Source organism: Streptomyces sp. Ag109_O5-1, from assembly GCF_003814875.1.
GTDB classification, from domain to species: domain Bacteria; phylum Actinomycetota; class Actinomycetes; order Streptomycetales; family Streptomycetaceae; genus Streptomyces; species Streptomyces sasae.
The window spans coordinates 10,243,185-10,262,863 of record NZ_RKQF01000001.1 but is presented as its reverse complement, the minus strand read 5'-3'; the positions used below and the strand labels follow the sequence as shown (position 1 = coordinate 10,262,863).

The 19,679-nt window shown below is 68.5% G+C and carries 19 protein-coding genes; 14 read left to right on the top strand and 5 right to left on the bottom strand.

Going from position 1 to position 19,679, the window contains the following annotated elements; translation table 11 throughout:
* Window positions 1–98 precede the first annotated feature (98 nt).
* On the top strand, window positions 99–572 hold the full coding sequence (locus tag EDD90_RS46760; protein WP_123979102.1) for a carboxymuconolactone decarboxylase family protein: 474 nt from the start codon (window positions 99–101) through the stop codon (window positions 570–572).
* 307 nt (window positions 573–879) lie between these two features.
* Entirely contained in the window at window positions 880–1,290 is a 411-nt protein-coding gene (locus EDD90_RS46755) for a cupin domain-containing protein (protein WP_123979101.1), read from the top strand.
* Between the two features lie 64 nt (window positions 1,291–1,354).
* On the opposite strand, the gene EDD90_RS46750 is transcribed toward EDD90_RS46755, so the two are convergent.
* Window positions 1,355–2,083, bottom strand: coding sequence for an SDR family oxidoreductase (locus tag EDD90_RS46750; RefSeq protein WP_123979100.1), 729 nt, complete (start codon window positions 2,081–2,083; stop codon window positions 1,355–1,357).
* Window positions 2,084–2,625: 542 nt separating this feature from the next.
* Here EDD90_RS46750 and EDD90_RS46745 point away from each other — a divergent pair.
* The 4 genes from EDD90_RS46745 to EDD90_RS46730 all read left to right on the top strand — a co-directional run bounded on the left by EDD90_RS46745 (window position 2,626) and on the right by EDD90_RS46730 (window position 6,890).
* Window positions 2,626–3,054 carry an Ohr family peroxiredoxin gene (locus tag EDD90_RS46745; protein ID WP_260328806.1) on the top strand — a complete coding sequence of 143 codons (429 nt, stop codon included), beginning with the start codon at window positions 2,626–2,628 and terminating at the stop codon, window positions 3,052–3,054.
* Between the two features lie 194 nt (window positions 3,055–3,248).
* Entirely contained in the window at window positions 3,249–4,979 is a 1,731-nt protein-coding gene (locus EDD90_RS46740; protein WP_123979098.1) for an FAD-dependent oxidoreductase, read from the top strand.
* 163 nt (window positions 4,980–5,142) lie between these two features.
* Window positions 5,143–5,889 carry an SDR family oxidoreductase gene (locus EDD90_RS46735; protein ID WP_123979097.1) on the top strand — a complete coding sequence of 249 codons (747 nt, stop codon included), beginning with the start codon at window positions 5,143–5,145 and terminating at the stop codon, window positions 5,887–5,889.
* 125 nt (window positions 5,890–6,014) lie between these two features.
* Window positions 6,015–6,890: an alpha/beta fold hydrolase gene (locus EDD90_RS46730; RefSeq protein WP_123979096.1), complete on the top strand. Its 876-nt coding sequence runs from the start codon at window positions 6,015–6,017 to the stop codon at window positions 6,888–6,890.
* A 158-nt stretch (window positions 6,891–7,048) separates the two neighbouring features.
* Here the strand turns inward: EDD90_RS46730 and EDD90_RS46725 are convergent, their stop codons facing one another.
* Window positions 7,049–7,957, bottom strand: coding sequence for an NAD(P)-dependent oxidoreductase (locus EDD90_RS46725; protein WP_123979095.1), 909 nt, complete (start codon window positions 7,955–7,957; stop codon window positions 7,049–7,051).
* Between the two features lie 59 nt (window positions 7,958–8,016).
* Between EDD90_RS46725 and EDD90_RS46720 the strand changes: the two genes are divergently transcribed.
* Window positions 8,017–8,391 (top strand): MerR family transcriptional regulator, encoded by a 375-nt coding sequence (locus EDD90_RS46720; RefSeq protein WP_123979094.1) that lies wholly within the window; start codon window positions 8,017–8,019, stop codon window positions 8,389–8,391.
* Between the two features lie 19 nt (window positions 8,392–8,410).
* On the opposite strand, the gene EDD90_RS46715 is transcribed toward EDD90_RS46720, so the two are convergent.
* The 3 genes from EDD90_RS46715 to EDD90_RS46705 are packed head-to-tail and all read right to left on the bottom strand — an operon-like array spanning window position 8,411 to window position 12,344.
* Complete coding sequence (locus EDD90_RS46715) at window positions 8,411–9,205, bottom strand: ferritin-like domain-containing protein (RefSeq protein ID WP_123979093.1); 795 nt, start codon at window positions 9,203–9,205, stop codon at window positions 8,411–8,413.
* Window positions 9,205–11,520 carry an HAD-IB family phosphatase gene (locus EDD90_RS46710; RefSeq protein WP_123979092.1) on the bottom strand — a complete coding sequence of 772 codons (2,316 nt, stop codon included), beginning with the start codon at window positions 11,518–11,520 and terminating at the stop codon, window positions 9,205–9,207. Before EDD90_RS46710 ends, EDD90_RS46715 begins: the two co-directional genes overlap by 1 nt.
* Window positions 11,517–12,344: a hypothetical protein gene (locus EDD90_RS46705; RefSeq protein ID WP_123979091.1), complete on the bottom strand. Its 828-nt coding sequence runs from the start codon at window positions 12,342–12,344 to the stop codon at window positions 11,517–11,519. The genes EDD90_RS46710 and EDD90_RS46705 overlap by 4 nt, the downstream gene beginning before the upstream one ends.
* 249 nt (window positions 12,345–12,593) lie before the next feature.
* Here EDD90_RS46705 and EDD90_RS46700 point away from each other — a divergent pair, with 249 nt between their 5' ends.
* The 7 genes from EDD90_RS46700 to EDD90_RS46670 all read left to right on the top strand — a co-directional run bounded on the left by EDD90_RS46700 (window position 12,594) and on the right by EDD90_RS46670 (window position 19,632).
* On the top strand, window positions 12,594–13,400 hold the full coding sequence (locus EDD90_RS46700) for an SDR family oxidoreductase (RefSeq protein WP_260328528.1): 807 nt from the start codon (window positions 12,594–12,596) through the stop codon (window positions 13,398–13,400).
* Window positions 13,401–13,439: 39 nt separating this feature from the next.
* On the top strand, window positions 13,440–14,162 hold the full coding sequence (locus tag EDD90_RS46695; protein WP_123979090.1) for a 1-acyl-sn-glycerol-3-phosphate acyltransferase: 723 nt from the start codon (window positions 13,440–13,442) through the stop codon (window positions 14,160–14,162).
* Window positions 14,159–15,859 carry an FAD-binding oxidoreductase gene (locus EDD90_RS46690; protein WP_221305156.1) on the top strand — a complete coding sequence of 567 codons (1,701 nt, stop codon included), beginning with the start codon at window positions 14,159–14,161 and terminating at the stop codon, window positions 15,857–15,859. Before EDD90_RS46695 ends, EDD90_RS46690 begins: the two co-directional genes overlap by 4 nt.
* A 174-nt stretch (window positions 15,860–16,033) precedes the next feature.
* The gene (locus EDD90_RS46685; protein ID WP_123979089.1) at window positions 16,034–17,659 is read left to right on the top strand and encodes a cytochrome b N-terminal domain-containing protein; all 1,626 of its coding nucleotides are present in this window, start codon (window positions 16,034–16,036) and stop codon (window positions 17,657–17,659) included.
* Complete coding sequence (locus tag EDD90_RS46680; RefSeq protein WP_123979088.1) at window positions 17,656–18,333, top strand: HAD family phosphatase; 678 nt, start codon at window positions 17,656–17,658, stop codon at window positions 18,331–18,333. Before EDD90_RS46685 ends, EDD90_RS46680 begins: the two co-directional genes overlap by 4 nt.
* A 161-nt stretch (window positions 18,334–18,494) precedes the next feature.
* The gene (locus tag EDD90_RS46675) at window positions 18,495–18,938 is read left to right on the top strand and encodes a cupin domain-containing protein (RefSeq protein WP_123979087.1); all 444 of its coding nucleotides are present in this window, start codon (window positions 18,495–18,497) and stop codon (window positions 18,936–18,938) included.
* A 70-nt stretch (window positions 18,939–19,008) separates the two neighbouring features.
* Entirely contained in the window at window positions 19,009–19,632 is a 624-nt protein-coding gene (locus EDD90_RS46670; RefSeq protein WP_123979086.1) for a DUF5134 domain-containing protein, read from the top strand.
* The last annotated feature ends 47 nt before the right edge of the window (window positions 19,633–19,679 follow it).

Genomic DNA, 19,679 nt, shown 5'->3' with positions numbered 1-19,679 from the left:
GATCGGCGCTGGAGACCCACGTCACACAGGCCTTGGTGTCACACCTTGCCGGGCTGTCCGGTCAGCAGTGCGTACCAGCAATTCTGCTAGGAGCGCCAATGGATGCACGCCTCAACTACTACGGCAATCCCTTCGCGGGCAAGGTGCTGAAGCACCTGCTCTCGGCCAGCAAGGAGCTGTCGGGCTCGACGCTGCCGGCCACCATTCAGTACCTGGTGGAGGTTCGCGCCAGCCAGATCAACGGCTGCGGCTTCTGCACCGACATGCACACCAAAGAGGCCGCCCACGCCGGGGAGACCTCGGTGCGGCTCAACCTGATCGCCGCCTGGCGGGAGGCGACGGTCTTCACCGAGGCCGAGCGCGCCGCGCTGGAGCTGGCCGAGCAGGGCACCCGCGTCGCGGACGCGGCCGGTGGTGTCACCGACGAGGCCTGGGCGAACGCCGCCCAGCACTTCGACGAGGACCAGCTCGCCGCGCTGACCACCCTCATCGCCGTCATCAACGCCTACAACCGCATCAACATCATCACCCAGCAGCCGGCCGGCGGCTACAAGGTCGGCATGTTCGGCTGAGCCGGCGTGGTCGGGCGTGCACACGCACCGACACCCTCCACGGTGATGCCTCACGTCCGGCACCGTGACGACGTTCCGCCGCGATTGCCACGGTGCCCGGCGTTCCCGATGCCGCGGCCGGCCGAATTGTGGGGGCCGCCGGCAGGGAGCAGGGTGATATGGGACCGACTGTATGCGAGACAGAAGGCACGGAGTGTGTCACGGACGCGGGCCGAGCTTTGTCTTCGCTGTAAAGCAAGTTGTTGTGAGCCCGGGATCTCCGACGCGAGATGGTCTGCTCCGGGCAGATCTACGGAGGAGTAGCACAATGCACGAAATGCACTCAGAGGGCGGCTTCGGGCCCAAGATGCTCGCGGACATCAAGCCGCCTTTCATTCCGGAGGGCGCCTCGGGAATGACCGTCCTCGTCGAGTGGGCACCCGGTGACCCCGGGACTCCCCCGCACCGCCACTCCGGGCCGTGCTTCGGCTACGTACTCGAGGGCGCGGTCCGGTGGGAGCTCGAAGGCGAGCCGGAGCACGTGATCAAGGCCGGTGAGACGTTCTGGGAGCCGGGCGGTGAGGTGATCCACTACCAGAACGGCAATGCCTCGTCGGACGTGCCGGCCAAGTACATCGTGTTCATGATGTGCGCGCCGGGCCAGCCCATGCTCACGCTGGTCGACGACGAGGAACTGGAGAAGCGGGCCCACCTGCGCGCCCCGCGGCCCACCGACTGACCTGCCGCCGGCTCGCACCGGCCGGTTTCCCGCGGAGCACGTCCGCTCCGCGGGAGGACGCGGGTCAGGAGAGCCAGTCGGTGTAGCGGGTGGGGGCGAGGTGGGCGTTCTTGTCCGTCAGGACGTCGCCCTTGACGACGGCGAACATACCGGCGGTGGGGTCGATGACGACGGTCCGGTGGTCGCCCTTGTGGGACAGGGTGATCCGCCCCACCTCGTCCAGGGTGAAGATCTCGGGGCCGGCGATGTTGCGGATCCCGTTCAGCGGGGTGCCCGCGGCGACCTCCGCCACCGCGTCCGCCACGTCCTTGGAGGCGATGGGCTGGATGGGCGTGGCGGGCAGCCGGACGGTGTCCTCGTCGGCCGTCCAGGACAGCACCGCGTCCATGAAGTCCATGAACTGTGTGGCTCGGACGATCGAGTAGGGCATCGGTCCTGCCGCGAGGATCTTCTCCTGAAGGGCCTTGGCGCGGTAGTAGTCCAACTCCGGGACCTGGTCCGTGCCGACGATCGAGAGGATGACGAAGTGGCCGACGCCGGCCTTGTCGGCCGCGGCCAGGAGGTTGTCCATCGAGGTCTGGAAGAAGGCGGGGGAGGCGTCGTCGAAGGTCGGGGAGTTCGTCAGGTTGATGACGACGTCGGCACCCGCCACCGCCTCGTCGAGCCCCTGACCGCTGATGACGTCGACTCCTGTGGACTGCGAGTGCGGTACCGCCTCGTGCCCGGCGGCGTTCAACTTCTTGACGACTTGCGAGCCGATCAGTCCCGTACCGCCGATGACCGCGAACTTCATGACATGCCCTTCCGCCGGTAGTACGTACGAAGTGAGACATAAGCCACTATATGGGCGCCCCATGGGTTTGCTCGAACGCATCCGCACCAGGCCCCGGGGCCGTCGACCGCATCGATCACCATGATCATCGAAGCGGTCGACGGCCCCGGCTGGGCGTTCACCTGCACGGAGCTTGATCGATGCTCGCCGCACCCATGCGCGACCGGCTGCGGCCGGCGGCTGTCACAACGGCGGGCACATGCCGGTCAACTGACTGTCAGCAGCTGGAAACCCTCCCTACGCGAAGGTGCACCGAACATGGCATTCGACGTTACCGGTCCGCTGGGCTCCGCCCATGACCCGGAGTCCGATATCGCTTGGCGGCCCGGCAGGAAGAGGCCGCGTCACGCAGAGAGTCCGACGGAGGCGAGCTTGGCCATGTCGGCTTCGGCTCGGCGCCCGGCCGTGTCCTGCGACGCCGACGGAGTCATGCCGTGACCGAGTGGACCCGGCTGCCCGATCTGTCCATCGACAAGGACTTCGAGGGAAAGACCTTCGCCCCGATCTACACCACGACCGTGACGGTGAGCGGGGGTACGGCGAGTCACGGGCGGGCCTCGGGAAGGGCACGCTCGGGCGACGGGGTCCTGGACCTCGATCTGCGCATGCCTCCGGAGCTGGGCGGAGACGGCCAGGGAACGAATCCCGAGCAGCTGTTCGCCGCAGGCTTTGCCGCCTGTTTCCACGGCGCACTGAGTCTGGTCGCGCGGCAGGCCGCGCTCGACCCCGCGACGATCTCCGTGGAGGCGACCGTGGCTTTCGGGCGGGACCCGGAAGACGGCGGCTACCTGTTGCACGTCGACCTCAGGGTCGAGTGGCCGGACATCGATCCAGTCGTGGCCGCTCCCCTCGTGGAGAAGGCCGATTCGCTGTGCCCCTACACGAAGATGGCGCTACGGGGAACGCCGACAACTATCAGGCTGGCCTCGTAGCCGACGGCATCGGCCGCATGTCCGGCCGTACGTCGTTCCCCCAGCCGTCGTGTGCCTCATGGCGGCACACGACGGCTCGCCCATGCCGATGCGGGCGCACGCCACCAGCGCCGGGAGCGGCCACGAATGGTGTCACAGATTCCGGGACATCCCGGTCGTACTGAGTGACAATCCCTCAGCGATCGGAGTAGATCGTGGCTATCGCCGAACAACGTCTTTCCACCTCGGTGCTGGTGATCGGAACCGGAGGTGCCGGGCTGCGAGCAGCGATCGAGCTGGCAGAGGCCGGTGTCGATGTCCTCGCGGTCGGCAAGCGCCCCAAGGAGGACGCCCACACGGCGCTTGCCGCCGGAGGAATCAACGCCGCCCTCGGCACCATGGATCCCGAGGACAGCTGGCAGCAGCACGCGGCCGACACCCTCAAGGAGAGCTATCTGCTCGCCGATCCCCGCACCGTGGAGATCGTCACCCAGGGCGCCGCTCGGGGCATCGGCGACCTGGAACGCTACGGCATGGCCTTCGCCCGGGAGGAGGACGGCCGTATCTCCCAGCGCTTCTTCGGCGCACACAAGTTCCGGCGGACCGCGTTCGCCGGCGACTACACCGGACTGGAGATCCAGCGCACGCTGATCCGGCGCGCGAACCAGCTGAAAGTTCCGGTGCTCGACGGCGTCTACATCACCCGGCTGCTGGTCCACGACGGCGCCGTCTTCGGTGCCTACGGCTTCGATCTCACGCACGGGACGCGGTACTTGATCCATGCCGACGCCGTCATTCTCGCCGCCGGCGGCCACACCCGCATCTGGCGGCGAACCTCCTCTCGGCGCGACGAGAACACAGGCGACTCGTTCCGTCTGGCCGTGGACGCCGGAGCCCGCCTGCGCGACCCCGAACTGGTGCAGTTCCATCCCTCCGGGATCATCGAGCCCGAGAACGCGGCCGGCACCCTGGTCAGCGAGGCCGCGCGCGGCGAGGGCGGCATCCTGCGCAACGCGCTCGGCGAGCGGTTCATGAACCGCTACGACCCCGCGCGCATGGAGTTGTCCACCCGTGACCGCGTGGCCCTGGCCTCGTACACGGAGATCAAGGAGGGCCGCGGGACGCCGAAGGGCGGAGTGTGGCTCGACGTCTCCCATCTGCCCCGGCAGACGATCATGACGCGTCTCCCCCGCGTCTACCAGACCCTGCTCGATCTGCAGATGCTGGACATCACCCGCGACCCGATCGAGATCGCGCCCACCGCGCACTATTCGATGGGCGGGGTGTGGGTACGCCACGAGGACCACAGCACCGACGTGCGCGGCCTGTACGCCATCGGTGAGGCGTCGAGCGGCCTGCACGGCGCCAATCGCCTGGGCGGGAACAGTCTGATCGAACTGCTGGTCTTCGGCCGCATCACGGGGCAGGCGGCCGCCGCCTACTCGCAGTCCCTGACCGCCCAGCCGCGGTCGGCGTCGGCTGTCGCTCAGGCCCGTTCGGAGATCGACGATCTCCTGGAGGCCGACGGACCGGAGAACGTCCGCGCCCTGCAGCGCGCCATCCGCAACACCATGACGGAGCACGCCGGAGTCGTACGCGACGAAGAAGGCCTGCGCACCGGGCTCGCGGAACTCGCGGCGATCGAGAAGCGGATGGAGGACGTCGGTGTGCACCCGGACATCGCCGGCTTCCAGGATCTCGCACACGCCTTTGATCTCAAGTCCGCGGCCCTGTCGGCCCGGGCCACCCTCGAAGCAGCCCTTGAGCGTCGTGAGACCCGCGGCTGCCACAACCGCAGCGACTACCCCGACCTGGACCCCGCTCAGCAGGTCAACCTTGTGTGGTCGCCGACGACGGGTATCACCCGCGAGAGCATTCCGGCCGTCCCCGACGAGATTTCCTCTCTCATGGCAGAGGTCTCGACCGACGGAAAGCTCGCCGAATAACTTCGCACAACGCCGCGAGGCATTTTCTCGACCTTGCGAACTCCTGTCACAGACAGATCTGTTGTCCGGTCTCTCCTAGTGCAGACCGAAATTCCTTCGGCGCCGACGAGGAACTCGTCGCAGTCGCGCGCCGCACCATGAAAACCTACGAAAGGGCACCACTATGAAGGTCGTAGTGATCGGCGGAACCGGACTGATCGGCTCGAAGCTGGTCGGCAAGCTCAACGAGTACGGGCACGAAGCGGTCGCGGCCTCGCCCAACACCGGTGTCAACACCCTGACCGGCGAAGGACTGGCCGAGGCCCTGCAGGGCGCGTCGGTCGTGGTCGACGTGTCCAACTCCCCCTCGTGGGTCGACGAGGACGTCATGAACTTCTTCCAGTCCTCGACCGCCAACCTCCTGAAGGCCGAGGCGGACGCCGGCGTGACGCACCACGTGGCGCTGTCCGTGGTCGGCACCGACCGTCTCCAGGAGAGCGGTTACTTCCGGGCCAAGCAGGCGCAGGAAGAGCTGATCAAGGCCTCCGACATCCCGTACTCCATCGTCCACGCCACGCAGTTCTTCGAGTTCGTGAGCGGGATCGCGGACATCTCCACCGAGGGCGACACCGTGCGTCTGGCCCCCGTCAAGTTCCAGCCCATCTACTCCGACGACGTGGCGGCGGCCGTCGGCCGCACTGCCGTCGGCACCCCGGTCAACGGCGTGCTGGAGGTCGCCGGCCCCGACGTGTTCCAGCTGGACGAACTCATCCGTCAGGTGCTCGCCGACAAGGACGACGCCCGCACGGTCGTCACGGACCCGAGCGCCCCGTACTCCGGTGCCGGGTTGGAGGACACCACCCTCGTGCCCGGTCCTGACGCGCACATCGCCGAGACCCGGTTCTCCGACTGGCTCGAACAGCAGAAGTAGGCCCCCCGCGGGGGTGGCTCCTGGCGCGAGGCCGGAGCCACCCCCGCAGCGCGCTGTAGCAACAAACGCCGTTCCGGCTCTCCGGGAACGGCAGAAATTCAATCTGTGCCTCGAAAGGGCTTTTCATGAACCGGCGTTCTCTCTACCGCCGCACCCGCACTCCGCTCGCCGTCCTGGCTGCGACGAGCGTCGGAGCCGCTCTCCTCGTCACCGCGGTCGATCCGGCCAGCGCCTCCACCTCGCCGGGCTCGTCGGCCTCGGCCACCCGGTCCGCCGCCGCGGGCAAGCCGACCGTCGTACTCGTGCACGGCGCCTGGGCCGACGGATCGAGCTGGAACGGCGTCATCACCCGGCTGAGGAGCCGGGGTTACCGCGTCGTCGCCCCGCCGAACCCCCTGCGTGGTGTGAGCAGCGATGCCGCCTACCTGGCCGACTACCTCAAGACGATCCAGGGCCCGGTGGTACTGGTCGGCCACTCCTACGGCGGCATGGTCATCACGAACGCCGCCCTCGGCAACACCCATGTGAAGGCGCTTGTGTACATCGACGCCTTCATTCCCGCGAAGGGGGAGTCGGCGGGGAAGATAGCCGCCTCCGAGCCCGGTTCGGGGGTGATCGTGCAGGATCCGACGACGGTGTTCAACCTCGTCCCCTTCCCCGGCGCATCGGACGGGGACGCGGACCTGTACCTCAGGCCGCAGGTCGTGCGCGCCTCGTTCGCCCAGGATCTGTCCGCCGAACAGCAGAACCGGATCATTGCGACCCAGCGCCCGCTGGCAGCTTCCGCGGTCAACCAGCCGTCGGGTGACCCGGCGTGGAAGACGATCCCCTCGTGGGCTCTGATCGGGCGACAGGACAAGATCATTCCGGCGGCCGCGCAGGAGGCGGCAGCACAGGTCGCACACGCCAAGGTGACGGAGATCAACTCCTCGCACCTCTCGCTGGTCTCCCATCCCGGTGCCGTGGCCAGGCTCATCACCACCGCGGCCCGCGCCAGCTGATCCGTACGAGGCCACGAAAACGCGGTGCCGCGCTGTCGGCTCGGCACCCGGCCGCGCCACTCGGGTCCGGACCGCGTGATGTTCTCCGCCCTCGCCCGCCAACCGGCGGGCGAGGGCGAACTTGCCTACGGCGAACGGGTGGAGCCGATGCGGCCGTGCTACGCCCTCGCCCGTGCCGGAGCGCGGAGGACGGTCGTCAGCCGTGCCAGTCCCTGTGGCCCGTAGCCGTCCGCGACGGCCTGGTCGATGGTGGTCTTCGCCGCGGTGAGCATCCCCACATCGATGCCGTGGCCGGCGGCAGTGCTGATGATGTGAGTGATCCCGGACGCCGCGGAGGCGATCGTGGACCGGTCTCCCGGGTAGTGGCCCGTCCGGATCTGCTCGGCGAACCGCGTGATCATCTCCGGGAGGAATCCGCCGATGCCGGCGGCGAAGGCGGCGAACCGCTCCGGTTCGATTCCCTCGGCGGAGGCGAGCGCGAAGGCGTGCACGATGCCGTTGACCGAGGTGGCGAAGATGTCCAGCAGCGCGATCTCGTAGGCGGAGGCCCGGCCGGGATCGTCGCCGACATGCGTCGCGGTACCGCCGACGGCGGCCATCGTCTCCTGAACGGCCTCGTAGACGTGGCGGGAGCCGCTGAGGAGGACGGCGCCGGCCGGGGTGCCGATCGCCGGGGTCGGGGTCAGGACGGCGCCGTCGAGGTAGTCGATCCCGCGGGCGGCGGCCCACTGCGACATCCGGCGGGCTTGCGCCGGTTCTCCGCTGGTGAGGTTGACCAGCCGCCGGTCTTCCCAGTCCGCCGGCGCGTGTTCGAGCGTGGCCCGCACCGCGTCGTAGTCGATGAGACAGACAATGACCACGTGTCCGGCCCGCACCGCGCCCTGGACCGAGCCGGCGACCACCGCACCCCGGCCGGGAAGGTCTCCGGCCTTTCCCGGCGTGCGGTTCCACACCGTCACCGGGTGGCGGGCATCGAGGAAGGCAGAGGCCAGGGCGCGGCCCATCGGGCCGAGACCGAGGACGGTCACGGGTGTGCGGCGAGTGTTCTCATGAAGGGTTGAGACCATGCGCCGAACGCTAAACCCTTACATTGACGTCAAGGTCAAGTGCTGCTGGACTCTCCCCCATGAGGATCGGTGAACTCTCACGACGCACCGGCGTGAGCCAGCGCTCCCTGCGCTACTACGAAGAGCAGCGACTGCTCACCCCGACGCGCCTGCCGAACGGCTACCGCGACTACGACGAACGCACCGTCACCACCGTGCAGCGCATCCAGATCCTGCTCTCCGCGGGTCTCGGCACAGCCGCCGTCGCGGAGATCCTCCCCTGCGTCGTCGACGACACGGTCGTCCTGGCCGGGAGCTGCCCGGAACTCATCGACGGCCTGGCGCAGGAGCGCCGCCGGATCGACGCGGCGATCGACGGCCTGATCGCCGCTCGCGACATCCTCGACTCGCTCGTCGGACGCCCGCTGCACCGCCAGGACGCCCCAGCGCGCTGAAGCCGCTTCGGCAAAAGCATCAGGAGGCGATGCCGCGCTCGTCCATGGCGTCCTCGACTATGTGCAGCCCCTCCATGCCCGGCAGCTTCGCAATGTGCGCGTCGATGTCGCGGATGAGTTTGCGGCCCTCGGAGCCCGCGAAGAGGTGCGTCATGACGTGTGTGACCTCGGCCTCGGGCATGATGCCCGAGCCGACCGGGCCCCAGGCCTTCTCCAGCGCCAGCCGAGCGATCACGCGGGCCTTCTTGCTGGCCGCGAGCCGGTCACGCGCCTGCGATGCGTAGAAGGCGACGTGCTTCGTCTCCTGCTGCGCGATCCGCCTCAGCAGCGGTACCAGGACCGGGTGGCTCTCCAGCGCGGCGAGCCGGTGGTACGCCGCTGTCGCCGACCACTCGTTCGCCGCTCCCCACGCCATGTGCACGGCGACGAAGTCGTGTCCGACCAGACGGCCCATCACCGTCTGCTTCACCGTCCCCAGGCGGTCCCTCCAGCCGAGCTTCAGACGGGTCGCCTTGAGCTCGTCGAAGTCGACTCGGAGGCCGTGCCGCTCCAGCACGGCCGCGAGCGCTTCGCCGTGCCAGAACTCCTCGCGGTTCCACATCGTCATGAAGGCGCCCACCGCGGGCTCGTCGTGGGACGGGGTCGTCAGCAGATCACGCAGGTAGCAGACCGTGTGGTACTCGATGTCGCACATGTAGCGCAGCGTGCGCAGCGTCTCCTCGGGCAGCGGGTCGCGCTCGAACTCGTCGAAGTCGAGGTCGGCCCACTGCACACCGGTGGAGTTCTTCGTGTACTTGTCTATGTCGAAAGCCATCAGCCGCTCTTCTCGTCGGTGCGCGTCGGGATCGTCGCCCGTGCCGCCATGACGTCGCGGCGCACACCCGAACCGCCGCTCTTCCAGCGGTGGATGGCCCAGTCCCTCTTGTGCGCCTCGCGGGCCAGTCCGACGTCGGGGTTGATCGCCGAGGGCCTGCCCAGCAGCGACAGCCACGGCAGGTCGGAGTGGCTGTCGCCGTAGCCGTAGGAGGCCGCGAGGTCGTAGCCGCCCGTCTCCGCGTAACGCTGCAGCCACGCGGCCCTCGCCTCGTCGACGAGCGGCGGCTTCGCGAGGTAGCCGGTGAGCACACCGTCCCGCACGTGCATGGAGCTCCCGACGACCTCGTCGAACAGGCCGGCGAGCGGAGCGGCGAGCAGGCCGATGGAGCCGGTGACCAGGACCGTACGGTGACCTGCCGCTCGGTGCTCACGGATACGCGCCAGGGCGTCCGCGCTCGTGTGCCGCAGCATCGTGTCGGCGTAGCCGCGCCGTACGACCTCCTCCAGACGGGCGATGGGCATGCCGCGGTAGCGGCGCAGGAAGGCGCGGATGAACTCACCGCGGTCCCGCCGCTCCGCGCGGAGGTAGCCGGGCAGCGAGGCGAGCAGGTCCGCCACCTCCTTCGGCCAGGCCGCCTTGCGGAAGCCCGCGGTGCGCACCCAGAGGTACTGCTCGACGATGTTGGAGTCGACGACGGTCCGTTCGAGGTCGAAGACGGCGACCACGTCGGTGCGCCGCGGCAGTTCGCGTTGCGCGCGGGCGTGCGCCGGCCGGGCGGCCGCGGCCTTGCGCCGACGGTAGGCCGCCGTCAGCTCGCCGATGGCGGGCAGGTGCACCTTCTGCAGGTACTCCTCCCAGTCGATCCGCTCCACGTCGAAGCCGCGGTCCTCGCGCACCTCGGCCGGAAGGGCGGCGTTCAGCGCGCGGGTGTTGCGGTCGTCGAAGACGATCTCGGTCTGCGCGTACGCGCGGTAGAGGTCGATGAAGTTGCCGAGGGTGGCGATGCCGGCGCGCAGCTTGGCGTTCCTGGTCGCGAGAGCGCGCTTGCGTTCGTCGTTCGGCATCAGCCGCAGCGCGGCGTCCCACAGGTCGGCCTTCTTCCGCGCCAGCAGAAGGCCTCGGTCGAACTTGCGCTCGCCCGCGAACTTCCAGGCCGGCACTTCGACGAAGCCGTCGCCCTTGGGCACCGGGTGCTGCGTGTAGTAGTCGCGTACGTTCTCGTACATGCGGTGGAAGGGCAGCGGATTCGACGCGCCCGAGGCGATGTGGAAGTACCTCGGCTCGTCGGCGGGGGCCGGGTTGGCCGCCACGGCGAGAATGGCGTTGACGACGAAGTCGACGGGGATGACATCGAGGATCGAGTCGGGCAGTCCCGGGAAGTCCGGCAACTCGCCGCGGCCGTAGGCGAAGATCAGCGGATCGGCGACCTTGAAGCCGTCGATCCAGCCGGGGAACGGATGCTGGAGGGCGCTCTCGATGATCGCGGGCCGGACCACCGAGAGCCGGTGTCCGGCCTCGCCCCAGAGGTCTTCCGCGGCGCGTTCGGCGAGTGCCTTCGTCAGCGTGTAGACGTCCGTCCACCCCAGACTCTGCGCACGCCGCCGGCCGGCGGCGACGAGTTGGGAACGCACCCACTCGCGCCGCGCGTTCTCGCTCGCGCGGGCCGCCGCGATCGGGCCCTCCTTTCCGTGGTCGCCGCGGGCGCGGGACATGAACGGCTCGAGCATCGCCGGCTCCCGCGAGGCGAGTTCGGTGCGCTCGTGCGCCTGCGCCGCCAAGGTCCACTCGGTGTGCCAGTCGACGTCGTGCTCCAGCTTGGCCTCGGGCACCACACCGCGCCGGAGTCCCCCGACGTAACAGGTCGACACATGGACGACGTGCGGGTCGGATCCGGACGCGAGCAGGGCCTCGTAGAGGCTTACGGCGCCGTTGACGTTGGTGTCGAACGCCTCGTGGATGGGCGGGTCGAACGAGACGGTCGACGCCGAGTGGATGACGACGTCGAGGTGGGAGGGCAGCTCGGGAATGCCGGTCATGCTGCCGTCGAGCACGGTGATCCGCTCACGGACGATGCGCTCGGCCTCTTCGGCGCCCACGGCGTCCCGCCAGCGCGCGAACACGGGTTTGCGCAGCAGCTGCCGGAGCCGGTCCTGCCCGGTCTGACTGCCCTTCCCGCGCACGAGGAGCCAGACGTGGGTGGCCGGGTGATCGGTGAGCAGCCGCTCGAGCACGGCCTGGCCGACGAAGCCGGTCGCGCCGGTCAGCAGGATGTGCGCAGTGCCGAGTTCGGTCTTCGCGGTGTGCGATGTCACGGAAGGAGCCTCGATTCCACGGTGGATGCGACACCGGGACGGATGCCGGGGAGCGCGGCGACCATCGCGCGGATACGGCGCGCCTCGGCTCGTCCGCTCTGGTCGCCGAAGACATGACGTTCGAAGAAGGTGCGTTCGTGCTCGGCTCGGTCGACCGAGCCGAGCGGCCAGGCGCTGTGCCGCAGGGCTCGGTTGGTGATGCGCCGGGCGCGGGCCGAGTACCCGAGTCGCCGCTCCGCCTCCGCGGCGAGGAAGCGGATGTGGCGGTGCTTGATCTCCACCACGGGGTCGATGATCGACGCCATCGCGCAGGACACGCCGGCGAGACGCCGATAGGCCGCCTGCGTGATCCACTCGTCCACGAGGCCCGTCGTCACGTGCTCGGCCACGATCTGCGTACCGGTGAAGTTGGCTGCGAGGGAACGCAGGACCGGGCCACGGCGCTCGCGGCGCTCCGCCCATACCCGCCGTGCCGGACCGGCGCTCGCAGGGAGGTCGCGGGCGGCGGGTGAGGCGTCCAGGACTGCGTCGAGGGCGTCGGCGATCCAGAACTTCTCGAACATCCACGTGGTGAGGAACGCGGTGACCCGGGCGTCCTTGTGTGTCGCCGTGACGAGCAGGTCGCGCACCCGGTGCAGCGTCGTACGTTCCATGTCGCGCAACGCGCGGACGAGCCGGACGGATTCGGCGTCGAGCGGCTCGTCGGCGAGCGAATCGAGGTCGAGCGTTCCGCGGTGGTTGCCGTGTGCCGTACGGGCGAACTCACGCACGTCGAAGCCCGCTGAATCGGGCGGCGCGGTCGTCGTGTCGTTTTTCGAGTTCATGCACGGACTTTCTGGCGCGGGAGCGGGGGTGACTCTGCAGAGGCCCCGGATCGTGCGATGAGCCGTCGGGGCCGTCACGAGAGACCGGGCAACCGGCGCATGTGTGACACCTGACTTGGCTCCGCGTGGCGGCGGAGTCTCGTGTCACAAGACGAATGCGTGCCCGGTCTATCGGAATGAGCCGAGAGACGAAAGGTGTGTCATGCGCGAGAACTCAGCCATCGGCTGCCGCACGACCGTGGCGATCAGATGGCACAGGAAACTGTGCTGAGCCGCATACGGGTCGCCCTGGTCACCGGTGCCACATCGGGTATCGGAGCGGAGTTCGCCCGCATGCTGGCGGACCGTGGCTGGGACCTTGTCCTGGTGGCGCGCGACAGGGAGCGGCTCGGCCGGATGGCGGCCGAGCTCGGATCCCGGGGCCGTGCTGTCGAGGTGCTGCCCGCCGACCTGTCCGATCGTGCCGACGTCGAGCGTGTCGCCGCCCGGCTGGAGGACCCCGCCCGTCCGGTGGACATGCTGGTGAACAACGCCGGTTTCGGTGTGCACGCGGCGATGACCTCGGCCGACACCGCTCCGCACGACCGGGCGATCGAGGTCATGGGGCGCGCGGTGCTGGTGCTCGCCGGCACCGCCGGGCGGGCCATGCGCGAGCGCGGGCACGGTGCGATCGTCAATGTTTCGAGCACGGCCGGGTTCGTCACGATGGGGAGCTATTCGGCCGTCAAGGCCTTCGTGACCTCGCTGACGGAGAGCCTGGCGAACGAGCTCCACGGAACGGGCGTCACCGTGACGGCACTCTGTCCGGGCTGGGTCCGCACGGAGTTCCACACGCGGGCCGGAATCCGGTCGTCGAGCATTCCGGACTTCCTCTGGCTCGACGCCCGGACAGTCGTCGAGACGAGTCTGCGCGACGTGCGTCGCGGACGGGTGATCTCCCTGCCGAGTTTCCGATACCGGTTGCTCATCTGGTTCACACGTCATCTTCCACGCCGCACGGTCCGGTGGATCTCGCGACGGATCTCGTCCAGCCGCAACGACAGTCCCACTCACTGAAAGAAGCAGTGCGGGCGAGCCCGCACGGAAAGGAAGCGGATGCCTGCGGCGATACGCGACCGTTTCACCTCACGCTCTCACGCTGCGGCGCGTTTCGTCGCCCAGCGGGGGCTGCTGAAGCCGCTCGTCTGGAGCGTGACCAGCGTGACAGTACTGGGGCGCGAGCGCTTGGCGAACGTCGAGGACGCCTATGTCGTCGTCGCCAATCACACCTCGCACCTCGACACACCACTCATCATGGGCGCGCTGCCGCGCCGGCTGGCGCGCCACCTCGCGGTGGGAGCCGCCGCCGACTACTTCTTCGACGTGTGGCGGCGGCGCGGCCTCACGGCTCTCTTCTTCAACGCCTTCCCGGTCGACCGCACCGGAGGGAGCGCGCGCGGCGTGAGCGCCAAGGCCTTGCTGAACCGGGGAGTGCCTCTCCTGATCTTTCCCGAGGGGACCCGTTCGCGCGACGGATCGCTCGGGGCGTTCAAGCCGGGGGCGGCGGCGCTGGCCTCGGCGGCCGAGGTGCCGGTGCTCCCCGTCGCGGTCATCGGCGCACATGAGGCGCATCCTCGCGGATCGAACTGGCCCAAACCGGGCCGCCTGCCGGTCGGGGTCGTGTTCGGCGAACCGCTCACCGCGCTTCCCGGAGAGTTGAGAAGCGAGTTCACCGAACGCATCCGCTCGACGATCGCCGCCCTGTCCGAGGAGCACTCCGACCGCATCCTCGGCACGCATGCCACCTCACATCGTGTACTTGAAGGAGACCGTTCGTGACCGAACCCGCCGACCGCACCGACGCGATGCGCACCGGTGAGGTGAAACACATGAAGTGGTGGGGCTGGGGCGTGGAAGGTGTCGCCTTCCGACACGAGGACAAGCCCGGTTTCGCGCCGTTCGTACAGCAGGCCATCGGTCTCGATCTCCGGGCGGGCGAGCGCACCGAACGGCCCTACTTCTCGCAGCTGATGGTGCCGGCCTCGGTGGCACCGAAGGAGTTCGTCGCGGTTCTGAGCGGCGTCGTCGGAGCCGGGAACACCGTCGTCGACGACCTGTCCCGGGTCGTCCACACCTACGGCAAGAGCCTGCGTGACCTGGTCCGCATCCGAGCCGGCGAGATCGCGCGCACTCCCGATGTGGTCGTCTACCCGGCCGACGAGACGGAGGTGCGGAGCGTCGTCGAAGCGGCCGTCGCCGCGGACGCCGTGATCATCCCCTTCGGGGGCGGCAGCAATATCGCGGGCAGCCTGGAGCCTCACCGGGACGAGTCGCGGGTGGTCGTCTCACTCGACCTCGGCCGCCTCGACCGGGTGCTGGAGATCGACGCCGACTCCGGCCTGGCACGCATCCAGGCCGGTGCCCTGGGCCCCGATCTCGAGGCTCAACTCAACCGGGACGGCTGGACGATGGGGCACTTCCCCGACTCGTTCACGCACTCGACGCTCGGCGGGTGGGTCGCCACTCGCTCGTCCGGCATGCAGTCGGACAAGTACGGCGACATCGCGGACATCGTCAAGGGGCTGCGTGTCGTGCGGGCCGGCGGGGTCCTCGCGATCCGTGCCGTGCCGAGCGCGTCGACCGGGCCGAGCGTGCGGGAGATGGTGGTGGGCTCGGAGGGGCGGCTCGGCGTCATCACCGAGGTCACGGTGCAGGTGCACCGGCTCCCCGAGAAGCGGGCCATCCAGGCCTACTTCTTCAAGAACCTCGACCACGGGCTCGCCGCGATGCAGGAGATCGCCGAGAGCGACGTCTCGCCCTCGGTCACCCGTATCTCGGACGCGCACGAGACGGCCTTCTCCCTGGCGACGAGCAAGGAGTCGACGGGGATTCGGAAGAAGGCACAGGCCGGCCTCATGGCGTATCTCAAGAGGCGTGGCTGGGACCTCGACGAGATGTGCCTCTCCTTCATCGGCTTCGAGGGCGACGGGGCGCACGCGAAACGGCAGAAGTCGCTCGTCGACCGGATCGTGCGCAGGCATCACGGCATCGGCGTCGGCAAGGGACCCGGTGCGCTCTACGACCAGAAGAAGTTCGACACGCCGTACATCCGCGACTTCCTGCTCGACCACGGTGCCGCCGGCGACGTGAGCGAGACCGCCGGTTCGTGGTCGAAGCTCCGCGGCATCCACGCGGCGGTCTACGAGGCGGCCGACCGTGCCTACGAGAAGATCGGCCACAAGGGCTGGACGATGTCACACATGTCCCACTCGTACCACTCCGGGGCATGCCTCTACTTCACTTTCGCCTTCGTGTTCGGCGGCGACCCGCTCGGCGAGTACGACACCGTCAAGCGGGCGATCCAGCAGGCGTTCGTCGACGCCGGCGGAACGATCTCGCACCACCACGGAGTGGGCCTGGAGCACGCGCCCTGGCTGGAGGAGGACATCTCGACGCAGGGTGTCGCGATCATGTCGGGCCTCTTCGACGCCGCCGACCCGGGCGGCAACTTCAACCCGCGCAAGATCGTGGTCTGAGCGCGGCACTGCGACAGCGGCGAGCACCACCTCGCCGCCACGCATGTCACATCCATGCCTCATGTCCGGTCATAGGAGTGGAAGCAGTCATGCGCCTGCGCGAAGCCCAGAGGCATGGATTCCGTAAGGCCAAGAGCGCCCCTTTCGGGCCGGATGAGGAATGGTTGCAGGGGCATGGATGATCAGAGCCGGACAAAGGGAGCGGGCGAAGGAGGCGATGGGGAGAGAATCGCCCGCTGGGCAGATGGCCGTCTGGGCCCGTACAGCCTGATCCGGAACAAGGCACGCAGGGCTTTCCCGGACCACTGGTCCTTCCTGCTGGGAGAGATCTGTCTCTACAGTTTCGTCGTGATCGTCGTGACGGGGGTCTATCTGACCCTGTACTTCCATCCGTCGATGAAAGAGGTGCAGTACAACGGCAGTTACATGCCGTTGCGGGGGCAGACGGTGTCGGAGGCGTTCGACTCGACCATGCACCTCTCCTTCGACGTCCGGGGCGGCCTGCTGATCCGGCAGGCCCATCACTGGGCGGCCCTGGTGTTCATCGGCGCCATGCTCGTCCATATGCTGCGCGTCTTCTTCACCGGCGCCTTCCGTAAACCCCGTGAATTCCAGTGGCTGTTCGGGTTCCTCCTGCTGGTCCTCGGAATGTTCGGAGGGCTGACCGGATACGACCTTCCGGACGACCTGCTCTCCGGAACCGGGCTCGCCGTCGTGAACGGAACGATCCTTTCCCTACCGATCGTCGGAACCTACCTCTCGATGTTTCTCTTCGGAGGTGAGTTCCCGGGCGCTGAACTGGTCGCACGCTTCAACACGATCCATGTTCTGATCATCCCCGCCATCATGGTGGGACTGCTCGTGGCCCATCTGATCCTGCTGCTCCATCACAAGCACACGCAGTATCCGGGCCCGGGGCGGACCAACAAGAATGTCGTGGGCCTGCCGGTCAAGGTGCGGGCGGTGAAGTCCGCGGGCTTCTTCCTGCTGGTCGCCGGCGCCATCTTCACCGTCGCCGCACTCGCGCAGATCAATCCCATCTGGCTGTACGGCCCTTACCGTGCCGACCAGGTGTCGGCCGGATCGCAGCCCGACTGGTACATGGGCGTGGCGGACGGACTCCTGCGCGTCATGCCCGGCTGGGAGATCGACTTCTGGGGCCACACCCTGGCGCTGGACAACCTGATACCACTTGCGGTGGGCGTCGGCCTCTTCCTGGCCATGGGCGTATATCCGTTCATCGAGTCCTGGGTGACCGGGGACGATCGCGAACAGCACCTTCTCGACAGGCCGCGCAACCGCCCGGTGCGAACGGCGCTCGGTGTCGCCTGGATCAGCTTCTATCTGGTGTCGCTCATCGGCGCAGCGAACGACATCATCGCCACCCGGTTCCATGTCTCGGTCGAATCGGTGACGTGGGCGGTCCGCGTCGGGCTCTTCGCCGCACCCCTCGCGGCCTATGCCGTGGCGAAGCGGTGTGCCCTCGGCCTGCAACGCAGAGACCGCGACATGGTGCTGCACGGCCGTGAGACCGGTGTCATCAAGCGCTTGCCGCACGGCGAGTTCGTCGAGTTGCACGAGCCTCTCCGCCAGGAGGATCTCCACCTTCTCACCCAGCATGAGCAATACCCGCCGATCGCGCCCGGCTCGAACGGCAACGCGGGAGGCCGTGGCGCCGGCACCGGCTTCGCCCGGCGCTTGCGGGTCACGTTCAGCCGCGCCCTCTACGGCGAAGGCGCGCAGATCCCCAAGCCGACGGCGCAGGAGTACCGGGAGATCGCCGGCAGACACCCGCGATGAACAGCGCGGCAACGGAGGTCGGCAGAGAGCGAGAGGTTCGAACGACTGTGCCGAGAACATGTCTCATAGTCGACTTCGGCGGTGTGCTCACCACATCGCTCGATGACGCGGTGCGTGGCTTCGAAATCCGTGAAGGCCTTCCCGAAGGAGCGGTGGAGCGGACCTGGTATCGGGATCCGGCGATGGTCGAGCTCACTCACGACCTCGAACGCGGCAGGGCCACTCAGCTCGACTGGAACCGCCGCCTGGGCCGGATGCTGGGCATCGACGGCACCGGCCTGCTGGGCCGGGTCTTCGCGGATTCCCGCCTCGACGAAGCCATGGTGTCGGTGGTGGCTCGGGCCCGCGCCTGCGGACTGAGAACCGGTCTGCTGTCCAACAGCATGGGCCTGGCGCCGTGGAACATGTATCGGGGTTTCGACCTCGACGCGGCCTTCGACGCGGTGCTCATCTCCGAGTGGCACGGACTGCGCAAACCGGAGCCGGCGGTGTACGAGCTCATCCTCAAGATGCTCGAAGTGCCCGGCGGGGAGTGCGTCTTCGTCGACGACAACGCGGCGAACCTGCCGCCCGCCGAGGCACTGGGAATGGCCACTGTCCTGCACCGCAGCCCAGAGCGCTCCACGACACGGCTCGAGGAACTGCTGGGCGTCGCCCTCCGGCCGAGTCCGTAGGTGTGTCACGGATTCCCCGTGTACTCGGTCATCACCAATGAACGTGCGTGGGACCAGGACGTGGGAACACGCGGTCGGCCAACGGTATGTCTGCCCCGGGACGGACCTTTCGCGAGGTATGTCTGGCTCAAGGCATGGTGGATCTACGGAGGTGCAACACAATGCCGGACAAGGATGCAGTGCACGGTCACGGTGAGCAGTCCCTGTCGGAAGCGTGGAAGACGGCGGCGACGGTGCTTCAGGACGCCGCACCGTTCACCGTTCCCGAGGGTGCGTCGGCGATGACCCTTCATATCGAGTGGGGGCCCGGAGATCCGGGGACGCCGCCGCACCGCCACTCGGGACCGGCCTTCGGGTACGTCCTGGAGGGAGCGGTCCGCTTCGAGCTAGAGGGCGAGCCCGAGCGCGTGATCGAAGCCGGCGGGACGTTCTGGGAGCCGGGGGGTGATGTGATCCATTACCAGGACGGCAACGCGCTGGCGGATGCCCGGACCCGGTTCGTCGTGACCATGATGTGCGCGCCGGGCGCGCCCATGCTCGAACTGGTCGACGAGAAGGAACTGGCCGAACGGGCCCAGCTGCGCGCCCCGCGACCCACGCGTTGACCAACACCCCCCTCACACAATGCAGTTCCGAGGCGGATCCTGAACGCTCCGCGGGAGGGCGCGATTCGGCATGAGTGCCACAGAAGTCGTCCCCTGCATGCTGACCGCCCTGTTCGCGGCCGCCGCCGTCCGCGCGCTCCGGCAGGCCGTTCTGACACGTGCTCCTGGTTGCCGCAGCCGCATCGACCATCTGCTGCACGCCGCCATGGCCCTGGCCATGGCGGTGATGCCGTGGAGCTGGGGCAGCGCCCTGCCGGGGCTGCCGCAGTCGGTCTTCTTCGCCTGCGCCGCGCTGTGGTTCCCGCTGACCGCCGTCAGGAGCGGCCGGGAGCGGCAGTTGTCGGCGACCGCGCGGAGACTCCCGTACGCGGTCGGCATGGCGGCGATGACCTGGATGTCGTACCGCGCGGCGGGCCATTCGCACCAGACCATGGCCGAGGGCGTTCCGACAGCGGACCCGGCCCTGCATCTCGGCCACTCCTTGGGGCAGTCGAGGGCCGGCAGCGTCGTCACAGGAGTGTTGGCGCTGTACCTCCTCACCTGTGCGCTTCGCTCGCTGACCCGTGACATGCCCGCACTGCGCAAAACCGCGGAAGCGTCCGGCACCTCCACCTGTCTCAAGGGCGCCTGCAACCGCTTCTGGGACGGAGTGACGGCCCTGGGCACGGTGGTCATGCTCCTGATGGCCCATTGACCTCCAGGCCGTCACAAACGGGTTCGCCGGTCGGTCAATTGGTGGTC